The organism is Stenotrophomonas pictorum JCM 9942 (genome assembly GCF_001431585.1).
Taxonomy (GTDB): domain Bacteria; phylum Pseudomonadota; class Gammaproteobacteria; order Xanthomonadales; family Xanthomonadaceae; genus Stenotrophomonas; species Stenotrophomonas pictorum.
In genome coordinates this window covers 1-15,472 of the sequence record NZ_LLXS01000020.1, presented here as the reverse complement: position 1 = coordinate 15,472, position 15,472 = coordinate 1, and the positions used below count along the sequence as shown (strand labels likewise).

At 68.1% G+C, this 15,472-nt stretch carries 16 protein-coding genes; 4 read left to right on the top strand and 12 right to left on the bottom strand.

Features of this window, described 5'->3' with window-relative positions:
• Positions 1-39: 39 nt before the first annotated feature.
• The gene (gene nudC, locus ARC78_RS07865) at positions 40-948 is read left to right on the top strand and encodes an NAD(+) diphosphatase (RefSeq protein ID WP_054658941.1); all 909 of its coding nucleotides are present in this window, start codon (positions 40-42) and stop codon (positions 946-948) included.
• A 72-nt stretch (positions 949-1,020) separates the two neighbouring features.
• The gene (gene ampE, locus ARC78_RS07860) at positions 1,021-1,917 is read left to right on the top strand and encodes a regulatory signaling modulator protein AmpE (protein WP_054658940.1); all 897 of its coding nucleotides are present in this window, start codon (positions 1,021-1,023) and stop codon (positions 1,915-1,917) included.
• Positions 1,918-1,975: 58 nt separating this feature from the next.
• Here the strand turns inward: ampE and ARC78_RS07855 are convergent, their stop codons facing one another.
• From ARC78_RS07855 to ARC78_RS07840, 4 genes are all read right to left on the bottom strand, one after another.
• Positions 1,976-2,392: a DUF2752 domain-containing protein gene (locus tag ARC78_RS07855; RefSeq protein ID WP_057506048.1), complete on the bottom strand. Its 417-nt coding sequence runs from the start codon at positions 2,390-2,392 to the stop codon at positions 1,976-1,978.
• A gap of 46 nt (positions 2,393-2,438) precedes the next feature.
• Positions 2,439-2,720 (bottom strand): CD225/dispanin family protein, encoded by a 282-nt coding sequence (locus ARC78_RS07850; protein WP_054658939.1) that lies wholly within the window; start codon positions 2,718-2,720, stop codon positions 2,439-2,441.
• Positions 2,721-2,741: 21 nt separating this feature from the next.
• Positions 2,742-2,975, bottom strand: coding sequence for a hypothetical protein (locus ARC78_RS07845; RefSeq protein WP_157722828.1), 234 nt, complete (start codon positions 2,973-2,975; stop codon positions 2,742-2,744).
• Between the two features lie 193 nt (positions 2,976-3,168).
• Positions 3,169-5,058, bottom strand: a complete 1,890-nt coding sequence (locus tag ARC78_RS07840) for an MFS transporter (protein ID WP_054658937.1) — start codon at positions 5,056-5,058, stop codon at positions 3,169-3,171.
• A gap of 179 nt (positions 5,059-5,237) precedes the next feature.
• Between ARC78_RS07840 and ARC78_RS07835 the strand changes: the two genes are divergently transcribed.
• Positions 5,238-6,431, top strand: a complete 1,194-nt coding sequence (locus tag ARC78_RS07835; RefSeq protein WP_057506047.1) for an MFS transporter — start codon at positions 5,238-5,240, stop codon at positions 6,429-6,431.
• On the opposite strand, the gene yccS is transcribed toward ARC78_RS07835, so the two are convergent.
• From yccS to prmA, 8 genes are all read right to left on the bottom strand, one after another.
• A complete protein-coding gene (gene yccS, locus ARC78_RS07830) occupies positions 6,428-8,617 on the bottom strand; it encodes a YccS family putative transporter (RefSeq protein ID WP_057506046.1) in 2,190 nt (729 codons plus the stop codon). The two genes, ARC78_RS07835 and yccS, sit on opposite strands and share 4 nt — an antisense overlap.
• Positions 8,618-8,730: 113 nt before the next feature.
• Positions 8,731-10,038, bottom strand: coding sequence for a phosphoribosylamine--glycine ligase (gene purD, locus ARC78_RS07825; protein WP_057506045.1), 1,308 nt, complete (start codon positions 10,036-10,038; stop codon positions 8,731-8,733).
• A 22-nt stretch (positions 10,039-10,060) separates the two neighbouring features.
• Positions 10,061-10,471, bottom strand: a complete 411-nt coding sequence (locus tag ARC78_RS07820; protein WP_145974300.1) for a hypothetical protein — start codon at positions 10,469-10,471, stop codon at positions 10,061-10,063.
• Positions 10,471-11,274, bottom strand: a complete 804-nt coding sequence (locus ARC78_RS07815) for a hypothetical protein (RefSeq protein WP_145974299.1) — start codon at positions 11,272-11,274, stop codon at positions 10,471-10,473. Before ARC78_RS07815 ends, ARC78_RS07820 begins: the two co-directional genes overlap by 1 nt.
• Before the next feature lie 35 nt (positions 11,275-11,309).
• Entirely contained in the window at positions 11,310-12,893 is a 1,584-nt protein-coding gene (gene purH, locus ARC78_RS07810; protein WP_054660690.1) for a bifunctional phosphoribosylaminoimidazolecarboxamide formyltransferase/IMP cyclohydrolase, read from the bottom strand.
• Positions 12,894-13,010: 117 nt separating this feature from the next.
• Entirely contained in the window at positions 13,011-13,283 is a 273-nt protein-coding gene (gene fis / locus ARC78_RS07805; RefSeq protein ID WP_054661077.1) for a DNA-binding transcriptional regulator Fis, read from the bottom strand.
• 96 nt (positions 13,284-13,379) lie between these two features.
• Positions 13,380-14,165 (bottom strand): DUF3426 domain-containing protein, encoded by a 786-nt coding sequence (locus tag ARC78_RS07800; protein ID WP_057506043.1) that lies wholly within the window; start codon positions 14,163-14,165, stop codon positions 13,380-13,382.
• Between the two features lie 29 nt (positions 14,166-14,194).
• Positions 14,195-15,109 (bottom strand): 50S ribosomal protein L11 methyltransferase, encoded by a 915-nt coding sequence (prmA, locus tag ARC78_RS07795; protein WP_057506042.1) that lies wholly within the window; start codon positions 15,107-15,109, stop codon positions 14,195-14,197.
• Positions 15,110-15,257: 148 nt separating this feature from the next.
• Here prmA and ARC78_RS07790 point away from each other — a divergent pair.
• The coding region (locus ARC78_RS07790) for a hypothetical protein (RefSeq protein ID WP_425480558.1) at positions 15,258-15,472 on the top strand (215 nt) is incomplete at its 3' end.

The following is a 15,472-nucleotide window of genomic DNA, read 5'->3' as shown; positions in this document are numbered from 1 at the left end:
CCCTTGCGATAGGGGCGCTTTGTCGGCACGCTCTGGCCGATGTCAAAGCTCTCCCTACCTTCCTTGGCCGGCTACGCGTTTACCGCCAGCTCCCTTGATCGCGCCGATGCGTTGCGCGATGACCCCGATGCGTTGTCCGGCCTGTGGCCGCAGGCCCGCGTGCTGGTGCTCGATACCGATGGCACGGCCTTGTGCGATGACAGCGGACAGCCGCTCCCGCTCAGTGGCCGGGATCTGGGCGGTGGCCCGGGATCGGCGATCTTTCTGGGCGTGGAACAGGGCCGTGCAGTGTTCGTGGTCGAGGCCGGTGCGGTGACGGTAAGCGCGCCGCAGCGGGTGGATCTGCGCCAGGCCGCGGCGAGCTGGTCGCCGGCCGATTCGGCCGCGTTCTGCTATGCCCGTGGCATGTCGTACTGGCATACGCGCACCCGTTATTGCGGCGTGTGTGGCGGCGCGGTGGATTTCCGTCGCGGCGGTTTCATCGGCCACTGCGGACAATGTGGCACTGAACACTATCCGCGGGTGGATCCGGCGGTGATCGTCGCGGTCGAAAACCAGGGGCGATTGCTGCTGGGACGCCAGGCCAGTTGGGCGCCACGCCGCTATTCGGTGCTGGCCGGTTTTGTGGAACCGGGCGAGACCTTCGAGCAGACGGTCAGGCGCGAAGTATTCGAGGAGGCCAAGGTGCGGGTGCGTGAAGCGCGTTATCTGGGTACGCAGCCGTGGCCGTTTCCGGGCGCGTTGATGGTCGGCTTCTGCGCCACTGCCGAGGACGATGTTCCGGCCGTGGATGGCGAACTGGAAGATGCGCGCTGGTTCAGTGTGGATGAAATCAGCTCGGCAATGCAGCGTGATATCGACGATGACGGGCAGGGTATCTTGCTGCCGCCGCGGATTTCCATCGCGCGGACGCTGATCGGGGACTGGTTCGACCGTCAGCGTCGTTGAGCCGCTGCCAGCGCCATCTGCGCCGGTTCCAAGGGGGAAGGCAATGCCGACAATCGTGACAGGAGAATCCGCATGTTCACGACACTGGTAGCGGTGATCGCCGCGCTGGTACTGGGCCATCTGGCGCCGGCGCAGATGGCCGCGCTGCGCGACTGGCGCTGGTTCGGGCGCTGGCTGGCGTGGGTGCAGGGTCAGTCGGAAACGGCGCAGGACAACCGCCATGCTTTGTGGCTGGCGATCCTTCCCTGCGTGCTGGTGGTCGCCGCGCTGCAGTGGCTGTTGTCCGGGCGGCTGTACGGCTTGCCGTCGCTGCTGTTCGGCATCGCCGTGCTGGCCCTGTGCTGGGGGCCGCGCGATCTGGATCGCGATGTGGAAGCGGTGATCGATGCCGAAGATGCAAACGCCTGTGGTGTGGCGATCTCGCAGCTGCAATGCGCCGGCGGCAGCCTGCGCGAGGATACCCCCTCGCTGGTGGATGCCACGGTGATCAATGGATTGCGTCGCTGGTTCGCCCCGCTGTTCTGGTTCCTGCTGCTGGGGCCGTGGGGCGTGCTGCTCTACCGGTTGCTGGCGCAGGCCGTGCACGGCGCGCAGGGCGCGTTGCTCTCGCCTGCGGCGCGCGAAGACGGCAACACCTTTTTGAAAATCCTGGAATGGCCGGTGGCGCAGCTGATGACGTTGGCGATGGCGCTGGCGGGCAATTTCGACACCGTGTCTTCGGCGTGGCGCCGTGCCGGCGGCAGCCGGGCATCGCTGTCCATCGGCTTCCTGGCCGAGGCTGCGCGCGCGAGTGTGGGGGCCGAGCTGGTGGAAGAAGCCGAAGCGGCCGAAGCGGCGCGATTGGAAGGCATGCTGCCGGCCGACGAGCGCTTTCCCGAACTGCGCGATGCGATGAGCCTGGTCTGGCGCATGCTGCTGCTGTGGATGGTGGTGCTGGCGCTGATGATCATCGCCGGCTGGGTCGGCTAGTCCCGCCAACAGGGAGTGCTGCAGGGCCACCGCGCCAGCCGCGCGGAAGGCGGCTGTATCAGCCCGGCGCCAGCAGATGGAACGGATACCAGGGAAGGTTGCGGGTAACCCAGAAGCCGGCAATCAGTCCCATCCACAGCATCGGCCGCGCAACCGGTCGCAGCATCGGCTGAAGTGCTCTCGGCCACAGACCCGCGCCGTGCAGGGCCATCATCAGCATGGGCAGAATCGACACCACGAGCAGTGGGTTCATCGCCAGGGCCTGGGGCAGGTCCAGCTGGACCAGCGCATGCAGACAGCGGGTGCTGCCGCAACCCGGGCACAGGATGCCGGTGAGCATGTAGAACGGGCAGGCGGGCAGGGGATTGCCGGGTGTGTTCGGATCGATCCGGCCCAGCACGGCCACCGCACCGGCCCCGAGCGTGGCCATTGCGGCCAGCGGTGCATAACGCAACAGGTGCGGGGGAAATCTCATGTCACAGAGCGCAGGCCGGCCGCGGACAGCCGACCTGCGTAATGCATCAGTAACCCGATGCGCCGCTCATCGCACCGCCAACACCCAGCAGCACGAACACGACCACATACAGGATCACGACCACGACCCAGGCCAGGGCCGACCAGATGGCCCACTTCTTGGCCTTCTCCGAGGCGTCACGGGCACCGGCGACGTCACCGGCGGCCAGCAGGCCGTTGACCTTGGCGGCGTGGATGATCGAAACGATGCCCAGCGGCAGGCAGCAGAACAGGGTGGACAGGATCGCCCAGACGAGGTTGTTGGAAACGGCGGGACTGCTGGTGTTCACGAAAAACTCCTTGTTGAAAAATCAGCGAGACTTGCAGGCATTTGCCGCGATCAGCGGCGAAATGATCATGGCGGCGATCCAGCACAGGGGCCAGGTGATCCAACCGATGAACAGGAAAAGCAGCAGGAAATTGACGAAGGCCACGGCCCAGTAGCCGAACATGATGAACAGTCCGGTGGCGACATTGCCAGCGTACATATGGCCGATGCCGAACACCTGGAACAGGCCGGGGAGAACTTCCAGCAACGCCGCCACGCCACCGGATTTGTGCGGATGGTAGTAGTGGTGAACCTGCTGCGGAATGGGCGGCGCCGGCGCTGGTGCCGGTACCGGTGGTGTCGCGTTGTCCATGTATCCCCTGGGTGTCCCTTGCGTCGCATTGTCCCCTGCGATGCGTAAGCGCGATAGCGTAGCCAGTTGTCTTACGTCTGGAAAGCGTGGCGTGTGCTCAGGCCTCGCTGCCGCGCAATGCCCGCACCTTGTCCTCCAGCTGCGCGGCACCGGTAGCGGTTCCCTCCACCGGGGGCGCGGCGATGACGCCGATCTGGGCGCGGAAGCGGCGCGGTACCCGCATCCGCCCCAGCCGGGTGTCGCGCCGGCTCCACATGCTCGACCACATGCCGGTGAGCGCCATCGGCACCACGGGTACCGGGCGCCGCGCCAGGATCTTCTCCACGCCGGACTTGAACGCCGCGATCTGGCCATCACGGGTCAAGGCGCCCTCCGGGAAGATGCAGACCAGTTCGCCCTCGGCCAGCGCCGCATCCACCTCGTCGAACGCGCGCTGCATCAGCGCGGCGTCCTCTTTCGGGCTGGCGATGGGAATGGCCTTGGCGGTGGTGAAGATCCAGCGCATCACCGGGATGTTGAAGATCCGGTAGTACATGACAAAGCGCACCGGGCGCGGGATGGTCGCCGACAGGATCAACGCATCCATGTAGCTGACGTGGTTGCAGACGATCAGCGCCGGGCCCTCATCGGGCACGTGTTCCTCCACGCCGGTCACGCGCAGCCGGTACAGGGTGTGCACCATCACCCAGCTCAAAAAGCGCATCAGGAATTCGGGGACGATGGTGAAGATGTAGACCGCCACCACCACGTTGGCGATGGCCAGCGCCAGGAACAGCTGCGGCACGCTCCAGTCGAGCACGGTCTGGGTCAGCAGGCCCAGCCCGGCGGCCAGCACGATGAAGCCGGAGTTCTGGATGTTGAGCGCGGCGAACACGCGCGACATCTCCGACCTGGGCGAACGGCTCTGGATCAACGCGAACAGCGGCACCACGAAGAAGCCGGTGAACAGGCCGATGCCGAGCAGATCGATGACGATGCGCACGCTGCCGGGCTGTTGCAGGAATCCGGCCAGATCCAGACCGGCCACACTGGCCGTGCCGGTGCGGGCGAAATACAGATCGAACAGGAATGCGCTCATGCCGAACGCGCCAAGTGGCACCAGTCCGATCTCGACGATGCGCCCGGACAGCTTTTCGCACAGCAGTGAACCGGTGCCGGTGCCCAGCGAGAACAGTGCCAGCGCCACGATGTACAGCGTGGAGCCGCCGCCCAGATTGACCTCGGCGTAGGTGGGCAGCTGCGAGGTCAGGATGGTGCCGAAGAACCAGAACCATGACACGCCGAGAATGGCGTTGCGGACCGCCTTCTGCTTCTTGGCCAGGCGCAGCACCGCCAGCGATTCGCGCAGCGGATTCCAGTGGATTTTCAGGTCCGGCGCGCCGGCATCCACGCGCGGGATCAGGCGTGCGGCCAGGTTGCCGGCCAACGCCAGGGTGATGATCGCCACTGCCGCGACGATGGGGCCCTGGCTGCCGGCCAGCGCGAAGATCATGCCGCCGGCGATCATGCCGGTCAGGATCGAAATGGAGGTGCCCATCTCGACCAGGCCGTTGCCGCCGGTCAGTTCCTCGGGTTTGAGGATCGAGGGCAGCACCGAGTATTTCACCGGTCCGAACAGGGTGGACTGCAGGCCGGTACAGAACAGCGCGATCAGCAGCACCGGCATGTTCTGGGTGAGAAAGCCGATCGCCGCCAGCGACATGATCACGATCTCCATCAGCGTGGTGATCACGATCAGCCGCTGCTTCTCCAGCTTCTCGGCGATCTGTCCGGCCAGTGCCGAGAACAGGAAGTAGGGCAGGATGAACAGCGCCGGTGCCAGGTTGGTGTAGAGCGTGCGTTCTTCGGTGCTCACGCCCAGATAGAACAGTAGACCGATGATCGCCTGGCGGTAGATGTTGTCGTTGAACGCGCCCAGTGCCTGGACGATGAAGAACGGCAGGAAGCGTCGCTGCGTGAGCAATGAGAACTGGCTGTGGCCGGACATCGGGACTCCTTGGTCTGCGCGGCACATTAGCAGACCGTGATGGCGGCTGAAGTACCATCCAACGCGGCCTAGGCTTCTGGATCACTGTGTCATGGCGGTGTTTTCACCGCCTGCGCGCAAGCTCGGCAAAAATAGCGGCTCTGCCGCGCCGGACGCGGCCTTGTGCGATATGTCCTGTGATGAACAACTCCGCTCCAGTCGCCGCCGCGTCGCGGCCGCTGTCCTCCGCGCTGGTGCTGCTGCTGGCGATCGCGGTTGGTCTGGTGGTGGCCAGCAACTACTACGCCCAGCCGTTGTTGCAGCTGCTGGCCGGCGTATTCGACGTCAGTGCCGGGATGGCCGGCTGGGTGGTGACGGTGGCGCAGCTGGCCTATGCCGCCGGGCTGCTGCTGATCGTGCCGCTGGGCGACAGGCTGGAGCGGCGAGGTTTGATTGTCGGCCTGTTCGTGCTGGCATCGGTGGGCCTGGGGATCAGTGCCAGCGCCGGCAATTTCGTCCAGCTGCTGGCGGGTACCGCCCTGGCTGGGCTGAGCGCGGTGGCCGCGCAGATCATCATTCCGCATGCGGCCACGCTGGCGCGACCGGAGCAGCGCGGGCGCGTGGTCGGCACGCTGATGGCCGGCCTGCTGCTGGGTATTCTGCTGGCGCGGACCGCCTCCGGGCTGCTGGCGGGCATCGGCTCGTGGCACACCATCTACTGGGTTGCGTGTGTGGCGTTGCTGCTGTGTGCCCTTGTCCTGGCCCGGCTGCTGCCGCCATACAGGCCGACGGCCAGACTGTCGTATCCACGTCTGATCGGCTCGGTGCTGGTTCTGCTGCGCGATGAGCCGCTGCTGCGCCGGCGCTCGCTGCTGGGCGCATTGCTGTTTGCCGGTTTCAGCGTGTTCTGGACGCCACTGGCGTTCCTGCTGTCAGGGCCGGCCTATGGCTACTCGATCAGCACCATCGGCCTGTTCGGTCTGGTGGGCGCGGCCGGGGCGCTGGCGGCCAGCCGCGCCGGGCGGCTGAGTGATCGCGGACTGGGGCGCTGGGTGGCGGGCGGCGGCCTGATGCTGCTGCTGCTGTCCTGGCTGGTGCTGGCGCTGGCGCCGGTCTCGCTGGCAGCCCTGGTCGTTGGCGTGCTGTTGCTGGATATCGCGGTGCAGGCGGTACACATCAACAACCAGAGCGCGATCTACCAGCTGGATGAAAACGCGCGCAGCCGCATCACCTCGGCCTACATGACCTGTTACTTCATCGGCGGCGCCAGTGGCTCGGCGCTGGGCACGGCGGCGTGGACGCGATACGGCTGGAACGGCGTGTGCGTGCTGGGCGGCGGCCTGGCGCTGCTCGGCCTGCTGGTGTTCTTCGTGCCGGCGCGCAGGTCGCGCTAGGCCTTTGCCGGGGGCGCGCTGCCGGCAGTGGTTGTTGCCACCGCTTCGGCGGCCACCGTGCGCAGCCGCGGCAGCAGCCGCAGCATGAGCGCCAGCTGGGTACGTACCAGCTGCGATTTCTCGTTGATGTCCTCGGGTGTCTGCTCCAGTGCATCGGCCAGGGCGATCTCGTCTTCCTGCGGCGTGGCGGCCTCGCGTTTGCCCAGTGCCTGCGCCAGTTGCGACAGCGACTGCTGCAGCTGCTGCTGGCCCTGGTGGACCAGCGGATCATCGCTGACCACCACCGCCTGCGCGCGATGCGCCCCCAGTGCCGACAGATAGCCCAGCAAGGTGTTGGACAGGGCGAGGAAGCGGAAACCCGCATCGAGATTGCCGCGGGCATAGCCCGGTTCGCGCAGCATGTTGGACAGGGCTGCCGACAGGGCGACATCGGCGTTGTGCATGTCGCGTCGGGCGATACGGTAGGGCAGGTCATCGCGCATGCCGCTGCGGTACTGGCCCAGCACCTCCTCCAGATACGCCGCGCCGGTCGCCACCACCTGCGCCATCACCTTGTGCAGCCGCCGGCCTTCCCAGTCCGGCAGGATCAGCAGCGAGGCCAGCGCGGCGATGACGCAGCCGATCAGCGTGTCGAGCAGGCGCGGCCAGATCAGCACGAAGCCATCGCCGAGCAGGTTGAAGCACAGCAGTGCCATCAGGGTGATCGCCGCGGTGGCGATCACATAGCGGTCGGTACGGGTGATGAAGAACAGCAGCGCCGCGGCCAGCGCCAGCAACAGCTGCAGGCCGGTACCGGGAAACAGCTGCATCAATGCCCAGGTCACGCCCAGGCCGAGCAGTGTGCCGGCGATGCGCTGCACCAGTCGCAAGCGGGTCGCACCGAAATGCGGGCGGCACACGAACACGATGGTCAGCAGGATCCAGTAGCCGTTTTCCGGATGCACCAGCGCAAGCAGGGCATAGCCGGCGATCAGGGCGATGCCGATACGCACGCCGTGGCGGAACAGCAGCGAGCCGGGCGTGAGGGCCTGGCGCAGGCGCGTGCCGATCTCGCGCAGGGTATGCGGCGAGGAATCGCGCAGGCGGGTGTCGATGCCTTCCAGCGGGGTGTCGGCCAGCGCGGTTTCCGACAATTGCCGCTCGATGCTGGACAGGTTGGCCGCCAGCAGCTGCAGCGAACCGAGCAGGCGCGTCCACTGCGGGTTGTGCTGCGCGCGCAGGTACTGCAGCGAGGACTGCAGGTCCTGTCCGGCCACGCGGGTGCGCTCACCATAGTCAAAGGGCTGGCGCAGTCGGATGGCCTGGCCCAGGGCCTGGCAGGCCTTGCCCTGCAGCGACAGCAGGCGCCGGCAGCGGTAGAGCACGTCGCTGTGGAAGAAGGCTTCGGCCAGTGCCTCATAGGGGTAGTGCGAGGAGCTGGCCCGCTCATGGAAATCCTGCGCCATGTAGTACAGGCGGAAATACAGACCCGATTGCACACCTGGCCGCCCGGAGCGGCCGAAGCGGCTGAGGATCGCGGTCTTGGCGATGTTCAGCGCCCGCACCACGCGCACGTTCTGCTCGGCCAGCGCCAGCTGTCGCGCCTCCAGGTCGCCCTGCCGTACCGGTTCGAACAGGTCGGCCTTGAGCTGCAGGTACTGGCCCAGCTCGACGAACAGCCGCGCCAGACGCTCGCGCACCGGGCGGTTGGCGAACATCGCCGCCCACAGGATCGACAGCAGTCCGTACCACGCCGCGCCCGCCAGCAATGGCAGCACTTCACCCGTCGCCTGCCACTGGCTGCTGCCAGGGTGCTGGTCCAGCGCGATCATCGCGTAGATCGCCAGTGTCACCGTGGCCTGGCCGATGGAGGCATAACGCTCGCCCAGTGCGCCGAGCAGGGTCAGGCCGAACGCGGTCAGCGCCAGCGCGGTAATGAACGGCAGCGGATGCGGGAACAGCACGACCACCGCGGCGGCGGCCGCGACAAAGCACAGCAGCGACAGCAGCACCGATTTGGTGCGTCCCCACCAGTTGTCATCGGTCTCGGCGATGGCGCTGGCGATGATGCCCAGGAACAGCCCCGGGATCGCCCCGATAGGGCCGTCGTACCAGCCGTAGGCCAGAGCGGCGGTGAGCGCGATGAACACCCGCAGCCCATAGCTGGCTTTCTCGTGGGCCCACAGCCGGGTCAGGCGCGATTCCAAGGCGGGTGGCGCTCGATGATGGGATCAGGGGCCATTATTGCCGGTCCCGGGGACAGACCGGCAATCGTCCGGTGCGACCGCAGGGCGAGCGCACCGGTCTGTTTCAGGGGGGATCAGCCCTGATCCTGCTCGCGGGCGATGGCACGCCAGCCGATGTCGCTGCGGTGGAACGCGTGGGTCCAGTGGATCTTCGCCACACCGGCATACGCGTGCCGCTGCGCGGCGGAGACGCTGTCACCCAGCGCGGCCACGCACAGCACACGGCCGCCGGCGGAAAGGATGTTGCCTGCGGCGTCCTGCGCGGTGCCGGCGTGGAAGACCTTGGCGCCGCCGTGGGAAATATCCCCCGGCACGTCCTGCAGGCCCGAGATCACCTCGCCGGTGATCGGTGTTTCCGGATACGGCCGGGCGGCCATCACCACGCCCAGACTGGGACGTGGATCCCAGCAGGCTTCCACGCCAGCCAGCGCGCCGTCGATGGCCGCCTCGAGCAGCTCGACCAGATCCGACTGCAGGCGCAGCATCACCGGCTGGGTTTCCGGGTCGCCGAAGCGCACGTTGAATTCGATGACCTTCGGCGCACCGCTGGCATCGATCATCAGCCCGGCATACAGGAAGCCGGTGAACGGCACGCCATCTTTGATCATGCCGGCCACGGTCGGCTCCACCACTTCGCGCATCACCCGTGCATGCACTTCAGGGGTGACCACCGGAGCGGGAGAGTAGGCGCCCATGCCGCCGGTGTTCGGGCCGGTGTCGCCATCGCCCACGCGTTTGTGATCCTGTGATGTCGCCATCGGCAGCGCGGTGCGGCCGTCGACCATCGAGATGAAGCTGGCTTCCTCGCCCTCGAGGAACTCCTCGATCACCACGCGTGCGCCTGCATCGCCGAAGGCGTTGCCGCTGAGCATGTCGTGCACCGCCGCTTCGGCCTCGTCCAGGGTCATCGCCACGATCACGCCCTTGCCCGCGGCCAGACCATCGGCCTTGATCACGATCGGCGCGCCCTTCTCGCGCAGATAGGCCAGCGCCGGCGCCACCTCGGTGTGCACCGCGTAGAACGCGGTGGGAATGCCATGGCGGGCGAGGAAATCCTTGGCGAAGGCCTTGCTGCCTTCCAGCTGCGCGGCGGCGGCGGTCGGGCCGAAGATGCGCAGGCCGGCAGCGCGGAAGCGGTCCACCACACCCAGCACCAGCGGCACTTCCGGACCGACCACGGTCAGCCCCACCGCCTCGTCCTGGGCCAGGCGCAGCAGGCCGTCGATGTCGGTGACCTTGACCGCCACGTTGCGGCACTTGGCTTCGGTGGCGGTACCGGCGTTGCCCGGGGCGACGATCACTTCGCTCACGCGCGGCGATTGCGCCAGCTTCCAGGCCAGAGCGTGTTCACGGCCACCGGCGCCGATGACGAGGATTTTCATGGGGTCAGTTCCTGTGGGGCATTCAAGGGGAAGGGCAGTCGGAAGCGCTCAGGGCGACTTCGAAAAACACCGCGCCGTTGGCATCGACGAAGCGGCGGCGCACACCGCCACCGGCCGCGTAGACCGGAGCCAACGCCGGTTCCTGGCACAGCTCGGCGATGGCCTCGGCTTCATCGCGGCGCAGCGCGGCGAACAGGTCGGGCTTGGCTTTGGCCATGGCCACGGTGGCCTCGGGAAAACGGATCATCAGCACCAGGTCATCGCCATGGCGGTGCACCGAATCGATCACCAGGCCATCGCGATAGGGTGCGGGCAGTTCCGTGCCCAGCGTGGCGATGGCCGCGCGCTGGGCACCGGTGAGCTGGTCGCTGCCACAGCCGGGCAACAGGGCGCTGCCGGCAACGGCAGCCAGAAGCAGAACGGTCTTGCGCATCAGCGGCATTCCTCGCGTTGCAGGTCGGCCGGGATCAGGTAGCGCGCCTGTGCCGGATCGTAGGTGACGGTATGGGTCCGGTTGGTCCGGCCGTGGCAGTCGCGCCCGCTTTCGGTCACCCGCAGCGGCCAGTAGGGCACGGCGGGCTGGCTGTCGTCGGGCCGGATATCCAGATCCAGCGCCAGCGTGCCGGGCGCGCAATGGCCGGCGGCGTTGCATTCGATGGCGTTGTGGTTGTCCCAGTGCACACGCAGCCAGCCGGCGTCCGCGAGCCTGTCGCCGCCATCGAACAGCAGCCAGGCGCGGTGTCGCGTTCTGGAGCCGACGGCCACCAGCTCGTCGTCGATCTGGTAGGCCCACGCTCCGGCGCCCACCTGCACCGTGCTGATGCTGCCCGGCTGTCCGTCGGCGCCACTGGCGCGCCCGGGCAACTCGGCGGCAAGGCACATGCTGCCGTCGGCGGCCTCATGCAGCACGATGAAATCGGTGGTGCCCAGCTCGATCGAGGTGGCGTTGGCATAGCCGGTGCAGACGGCCAGCATGCGGTAGCGGTTGCCGCCGAGGGTGATGCCGTGGTCGGCGCACAGCGCGCGCTGGACCGGGCGGGCGCTGCCGGTGCCCGGATCCTCCAGCTGCTGCGCCCATTTCCCGGTCAGCTGTGCTGGCGCGCCGTAGCGCTCCTGCAGCAGCGCCCGTACCGCGTCATCGTGGCGCAGTACCGGCTTTTCCGCCCCGGCGCCGGCGGCCGGCGGCGTGTCCTGCCGGCAGGCCGCCAGCAGGACCACGGCGGCCAGGGAAATCAAGCGTGGAAACATCCCCATGGCCATCGGTGCGCGGCTCAGTGACGGAAATGACGCACGCCGGTGAACACCATGGCGATGCCATGTTCGTCGGCGGCGGCGATCACTTCGGCATCGCGCATCGAACCGCCCGGCTGGATCACCGCGGTGATGCCGGCTTCGGCGGCGGCGTCCAGGCCGTCGCGGAACGGGAAGAACGCATCGGAGGCCATCACCGACCCTGGCACCACCAGACCGGCGTCGGCGGCCTTGATGCCGGCGATGCGTGCCGAATAGACACGGCTCATCTGGCCGGCGCCCACGCCAATCGTGCGCTCGTCCTTGGCGTAGACGATCGCGTTGGACTTGACGTACTTGGCCACGCGCCAGGCGAACAGCAGGTCGCGCGTTTCAGCGGCGGTCGGCGCGCGCCGGGTGACGGTCTTCAGTTCGTCGGCGCTCATGCCGCGGTTGTCGGCGCTCTGCACCAGCAGGCCCGAACCGATGCGCTTGGTGTCGTAGTTGTTGCGCGCATCACCGGCCGGAATGCGCAGCACGCGCACGTTGGCCTTCTTGGTGGCGTAGTCCAGCGCGGCCGGCTCGTAGTCCGGGGCGATCAGCACTTCGACGAACTGGCGGTCGAGGATGGCCTTGGCGGTGGCCGCGTCCAGCGTGCGGTTGAAGGCCAGAATGCCGCCGAACGCGCTGGTCGGGTCGGTGTTGTAGGCCATCTCGTAGGCGGCGCCGACATCGGCCGCCACAGCCACGCCGCACGGGTTGGCGTGCTTGACGATGACGCAGGCCGGCACGTCGAACTGGCGCACGCATTCCCATGCGGCATCGGCATCGGCCAGGTTGTTGTAGCTCAGTTCCTTGCCCTGCAGCTGCACGAAGGTGGCCAGCGTGCCCGGCACCGGGTACAGGTCGCGGTAGAACACGCCGCTCTGGTGCGGGTTCTCGCCGTAGCGCAGGTCCATGACCTTGATGAAAGAGGAGTTCATCTGCGCCGGGTATTCGTTGCGCACCGGCACCGCGGCGCTGGTGTCGGTGACGGCCGACAGATAGTTGCTGATCGCCGCGTCGTACTGGGCGACGCGGTTGAACGCGGCCACCGACAGTTCGAAACGCTTGGCCGCCGACAGCTGGCCATCATTGGCCTCCAGTTCCGCCAGCAGCGCGGGGTACTGGTCCGGGCTGGTGGCCACGGCGACGCGGGCGAAATTCTTGGCCGCACTGCGCAGCATCGCCGGGCCGCCGATGTCGATGTTTTCGACCGCATCGGCCAGGGTGCAGTCGGCCTTGGCGGTGACCGCTTCGAACGGGTACAGGTTCAGCACCAGCAGGTCGATCGGGGCGATGCCGTGCTGCGCCATCACCGCGTCATCGGTACCGGCACGGCCGAGCAGGCCGCCGTGCACCATCGGGTGCAGGGTCTTGACCCGACCGTCCATCATTTCCGGGAAGCCGGTGACATCGGACACGTCCTTGACCGGCAGGCCGGCCTCGCGGATCGCCTTGGCGGTGCCGCCGGTGGACAGCAGTTCGACGTTGCGGGCGGCCAGGGCGCGGGCCAGTTCGAGCAGACCGGTCTTGTCGGAAACAGACAGCAGGGCCCGGCGGACGGGCAGCAGATCAGAAGACATGGGGCGTGGGGATCAGCGGAGCGGGCCGATATTGTAGGCCGAGGCGCTGGTTGCGTGCCGGCCGCGCCCTGCGTGCGGCAGCCCGGCGCCGTCTCCGCCCAGGCCCGCCGGGCGGGATCAGGCCAGCCCGTATTCCTTGAGTTTCTTGCGCAAGGTGGCGCGGTGGATGCCCAGCATCGACGCCGCACGGCTCTGGTTGCCTTCGCAGTGGTTGAGGATTTCCACGAACAGCGGGATCTCCATCTCGCGCAGCACGATCTCGTAGACATCGTCGGCGTCGCAGCCGTCAAGATCGCGCAGGTAGCGCCGCACGGACTGGGCAACGTGTTCGCGAAGCGGCGGCTTCGGAGCGCCGCGACTGGTGTCAGGACGTGGAGGGGCAGCGTTCAAGGGAGTTCCCGGATTCAGCAGAGGCGGGCGCGCGGCCCGTCGTGAGGGGAGGGAGTCTAGCGCGTGGGCCGGCGCGCTGCCACGCCGGTACCGCGGTTACTGGAATTCGAAGTTGAACGCGACCGTGGCCGCGGCCGGTTCGCGCAGCCGGAAGGATACCTGCGCGCTTTGCCCCGGCTCCAGCCGTGCCTGGGGATCGGCGCCCTTGCCGAGGTAGTCGGCCGGCAGCAGCGTGCGGCGGCCGATCACCCGGCCATCGGCGTCGGACAGCGACAGCCGCAGCGCCGGCCAGGCCTGCGCCCAGCGGGCATCGTTGCGGAAGCTGGCCTGCACCTGCAGCGCACCGGGCTGACCGGGCACCGGGCGGATATCGCGGCTGAGCATGGCGAAGGCGGCCGGCTCATGCCAGGCCGGCAGCGCGCAGCGCAGCAGCGTGCAGATGCCGCTGATCAGCGGACGGGTACTGGCGCTGGCGGCGAGCGTGGCGCGGTCGGCGATGAGGATCTGCAGCAGCAACACCAGCGCCAGTGCGCCCAGCAGGCCCCACTGCCAGCGCGGGGTGGGCCGGGCAGTGCCGGGCGTGGCGGCAGCACGCAGGAAACTGGGCGCCTCGACTCCCGCTGGCTCCGGCAAGGCCGCTTCCACGGCATCCTCAAACGGAACGACAGCCGGGTCGCTCTCCGGCGGCGGGGTCAGCACGGCGGTGCTGGCCTCACCGGTCACCGCCGGGTCCTCCCCGTGCTGCCCGTCCGCCGGCGAGGTTTCGACCAGGCAGGCGCCGGCCGGCGCGTCACCGGCGTCGTCGATGGCTGCCGTGCCCTCGGGGGCGGCGCGCAGGAAGGTGGCCAACGGCCGACGAGGCGGAGTGGTTTCTTCGGTCATGGGTGGCAAGGCCGGCGCATTGGCCTCATTCAAGCACGGCGCACGCCGGTGATGCGCATCCAGTCGCCATCGCGCACGGCGTCGAGCTGGTCGAACCATGCCGCATAACGCTGCAGCAGCTCGTCTTCCTGGCCGTGCAGGATGCCCGACAGGGCGATGCGGCCGCCGGGCGCCACGCGCGCGGCCAGCAGCTCGGCCAGCGCATCCAGCGCCGAGGCCAGGATATTGGCCACCACGATCGGGTAGGTCCGCACCGGCTCGTCCTCGGGCAGGTAGGCGGCGATCTGCATGCCGTTGCGCTCGCCATTGTCGGCGGTGGCGATCAGTGCCTGCGGGTCGTTGTCCACACCGGTGGCACTGCCGGCGCCCAGCTTGAGCGCGGCCAGCGCGAGGATGCCCGAGCCGCAGCCGAAATCGAGCACGGCCTGGCCGGCCAGCAGGCCGTCGGTCGCAAGCTGGTCCAGCCAGCGCAGGCACAGCGCGGTGGTCGGGTGGGTGCCCGAGCCGAACGCCAGGCCCGGGTCCAGCCGCACCACGGCCGCATCGGCGGCCTGCGCGTCTTCGGGCAGTTCATGGTTCCACGGCACGATCCAGGTGCGCGCACCAAAGCGCATCGGCTGGAACTGGTCCAGCCAGGCGCGCTCCCAGTCCTCGTCCTGGACCGTGCGGAAACTGACCGAACTCCAGTCCAGTCCGGCATCGAAGGCTTCCAGCGCGGCCAGCAGCGCCAGCGCATTGGTGTCGGCCGGGAACAGCGCCGTCAGTACCAGTTCGTTCCACAGCGGGGTCTCGCCCACGCCCGGTTCCAGGATCGCCCGCTCGTTGCTGGTGTCGGCGTCGGCATCGAGCATGGTCACCGCCAGCGCGCCGACGTCGTCGAGTGCATTTTCGTAGCGGGGCTGTGTGGCTTCGGTGCAGCGCAGGGTGATTTCGAGAAATGGCATGGGCGAGGGACAGCGACAGCGGGACAGACCGCGCATCCTAGACGAGGCGGCGCCCGATTGCGCGTTTTCCGCCCGCCGATTCAGCCGTTCCGCCGCTGTGGTTGCTAGACTTCGCATCCTTCTGCCGCAGCGGTCTTCGCCGGTTTCCATGCTTTCCAGCCTGTCCAGAAAACCCTGGTACCTGTTGGTGCTGCCGGCGGCCGCGCTGCTGGCGGTGCTGGGCTATCGCAGCGGGCTGGCACAGAGCGGTGCCGGGGCCGAGCAGGCTGTCGCCGGGCAGGTCGAGGCGGCGCTGGTGGCGAACGCCGCCTCGCCCCGCCCGACCCGCCCACCGCCGGTGCTGCGTGAGCGTTCCACCTCGAT

Bases quoted from the DNA above. Each gene is read 5' to 3' on its own strand.
- nudC (WP_054658941.1), top strand. From the start codon at position 40: ATGTCAAAGCTCTCCCTACCTTCCTTGGCCGGCTACGCGTTTACCGCC.
- ampE (WP_054658940.1), top strand. From the start codon at position 1,021: ATGTTCACGACACTGGTAGCGGTGATCGCCGCGCTGGTACTGGGCCAT.
- ARC78_RS07855 (WP_057506048.1), bottom strand. From the start codon at position 2,392: ATGAGATTTCCCCCGCACCTGTTGCGTTATGCACCGCTGGCCGCAATG.
- ARC78_RS07840 (WP_054658937.1), bottom strand. From the start codon at position 5,058: ATGTCCGGCCACAGCCAGTTCTCATTGCTCACGCAGCGACGCTTCCTG.
- ARC78_RS07835 (WP_057506047.1), top strand. From the start codon at position 5,238: ATGAACAACTCCGCTCCAGTCGCCGCCGCGTCGCGGCCGCTGTCCTCC.
- purD (WP_057506045.1), bottom strand. From the start codon at position 10,038: ATGAAAATCCTCGTCATCGGCGCCGGTGGCCGTGAACACGCTCTGGCC.
- ARC78_RS07820 (WP_145974300.1), bottom strand. From the start codon at position 10,471: ATGCGCAAGACCGTTCTGCTTCTGGCTGCCGTTGCCGGCAGCGCCCTG.
- purH (WP_054660690.1), bottom strand. From the start codon at position 12,893: ATGTCTTCTGATCTGCTGCCCGTCCGCCGGGCCCTGCTGTCTGTTTCC.
- ARC78_RS07800 (WP_057506043.1), bottom strand. From the start codon at position 14,165: ATGACCGAAGAAACCACTCCGCCTCGTCGGCCGTTGGCCACCTTCCTG.
- prmA (WP_057506042.1), bottom strand. From the start codon at position 15,109: ATGCCATTTCTCGAAATCACCCTGCGCTGCACCGAAGCCACACAGCCC.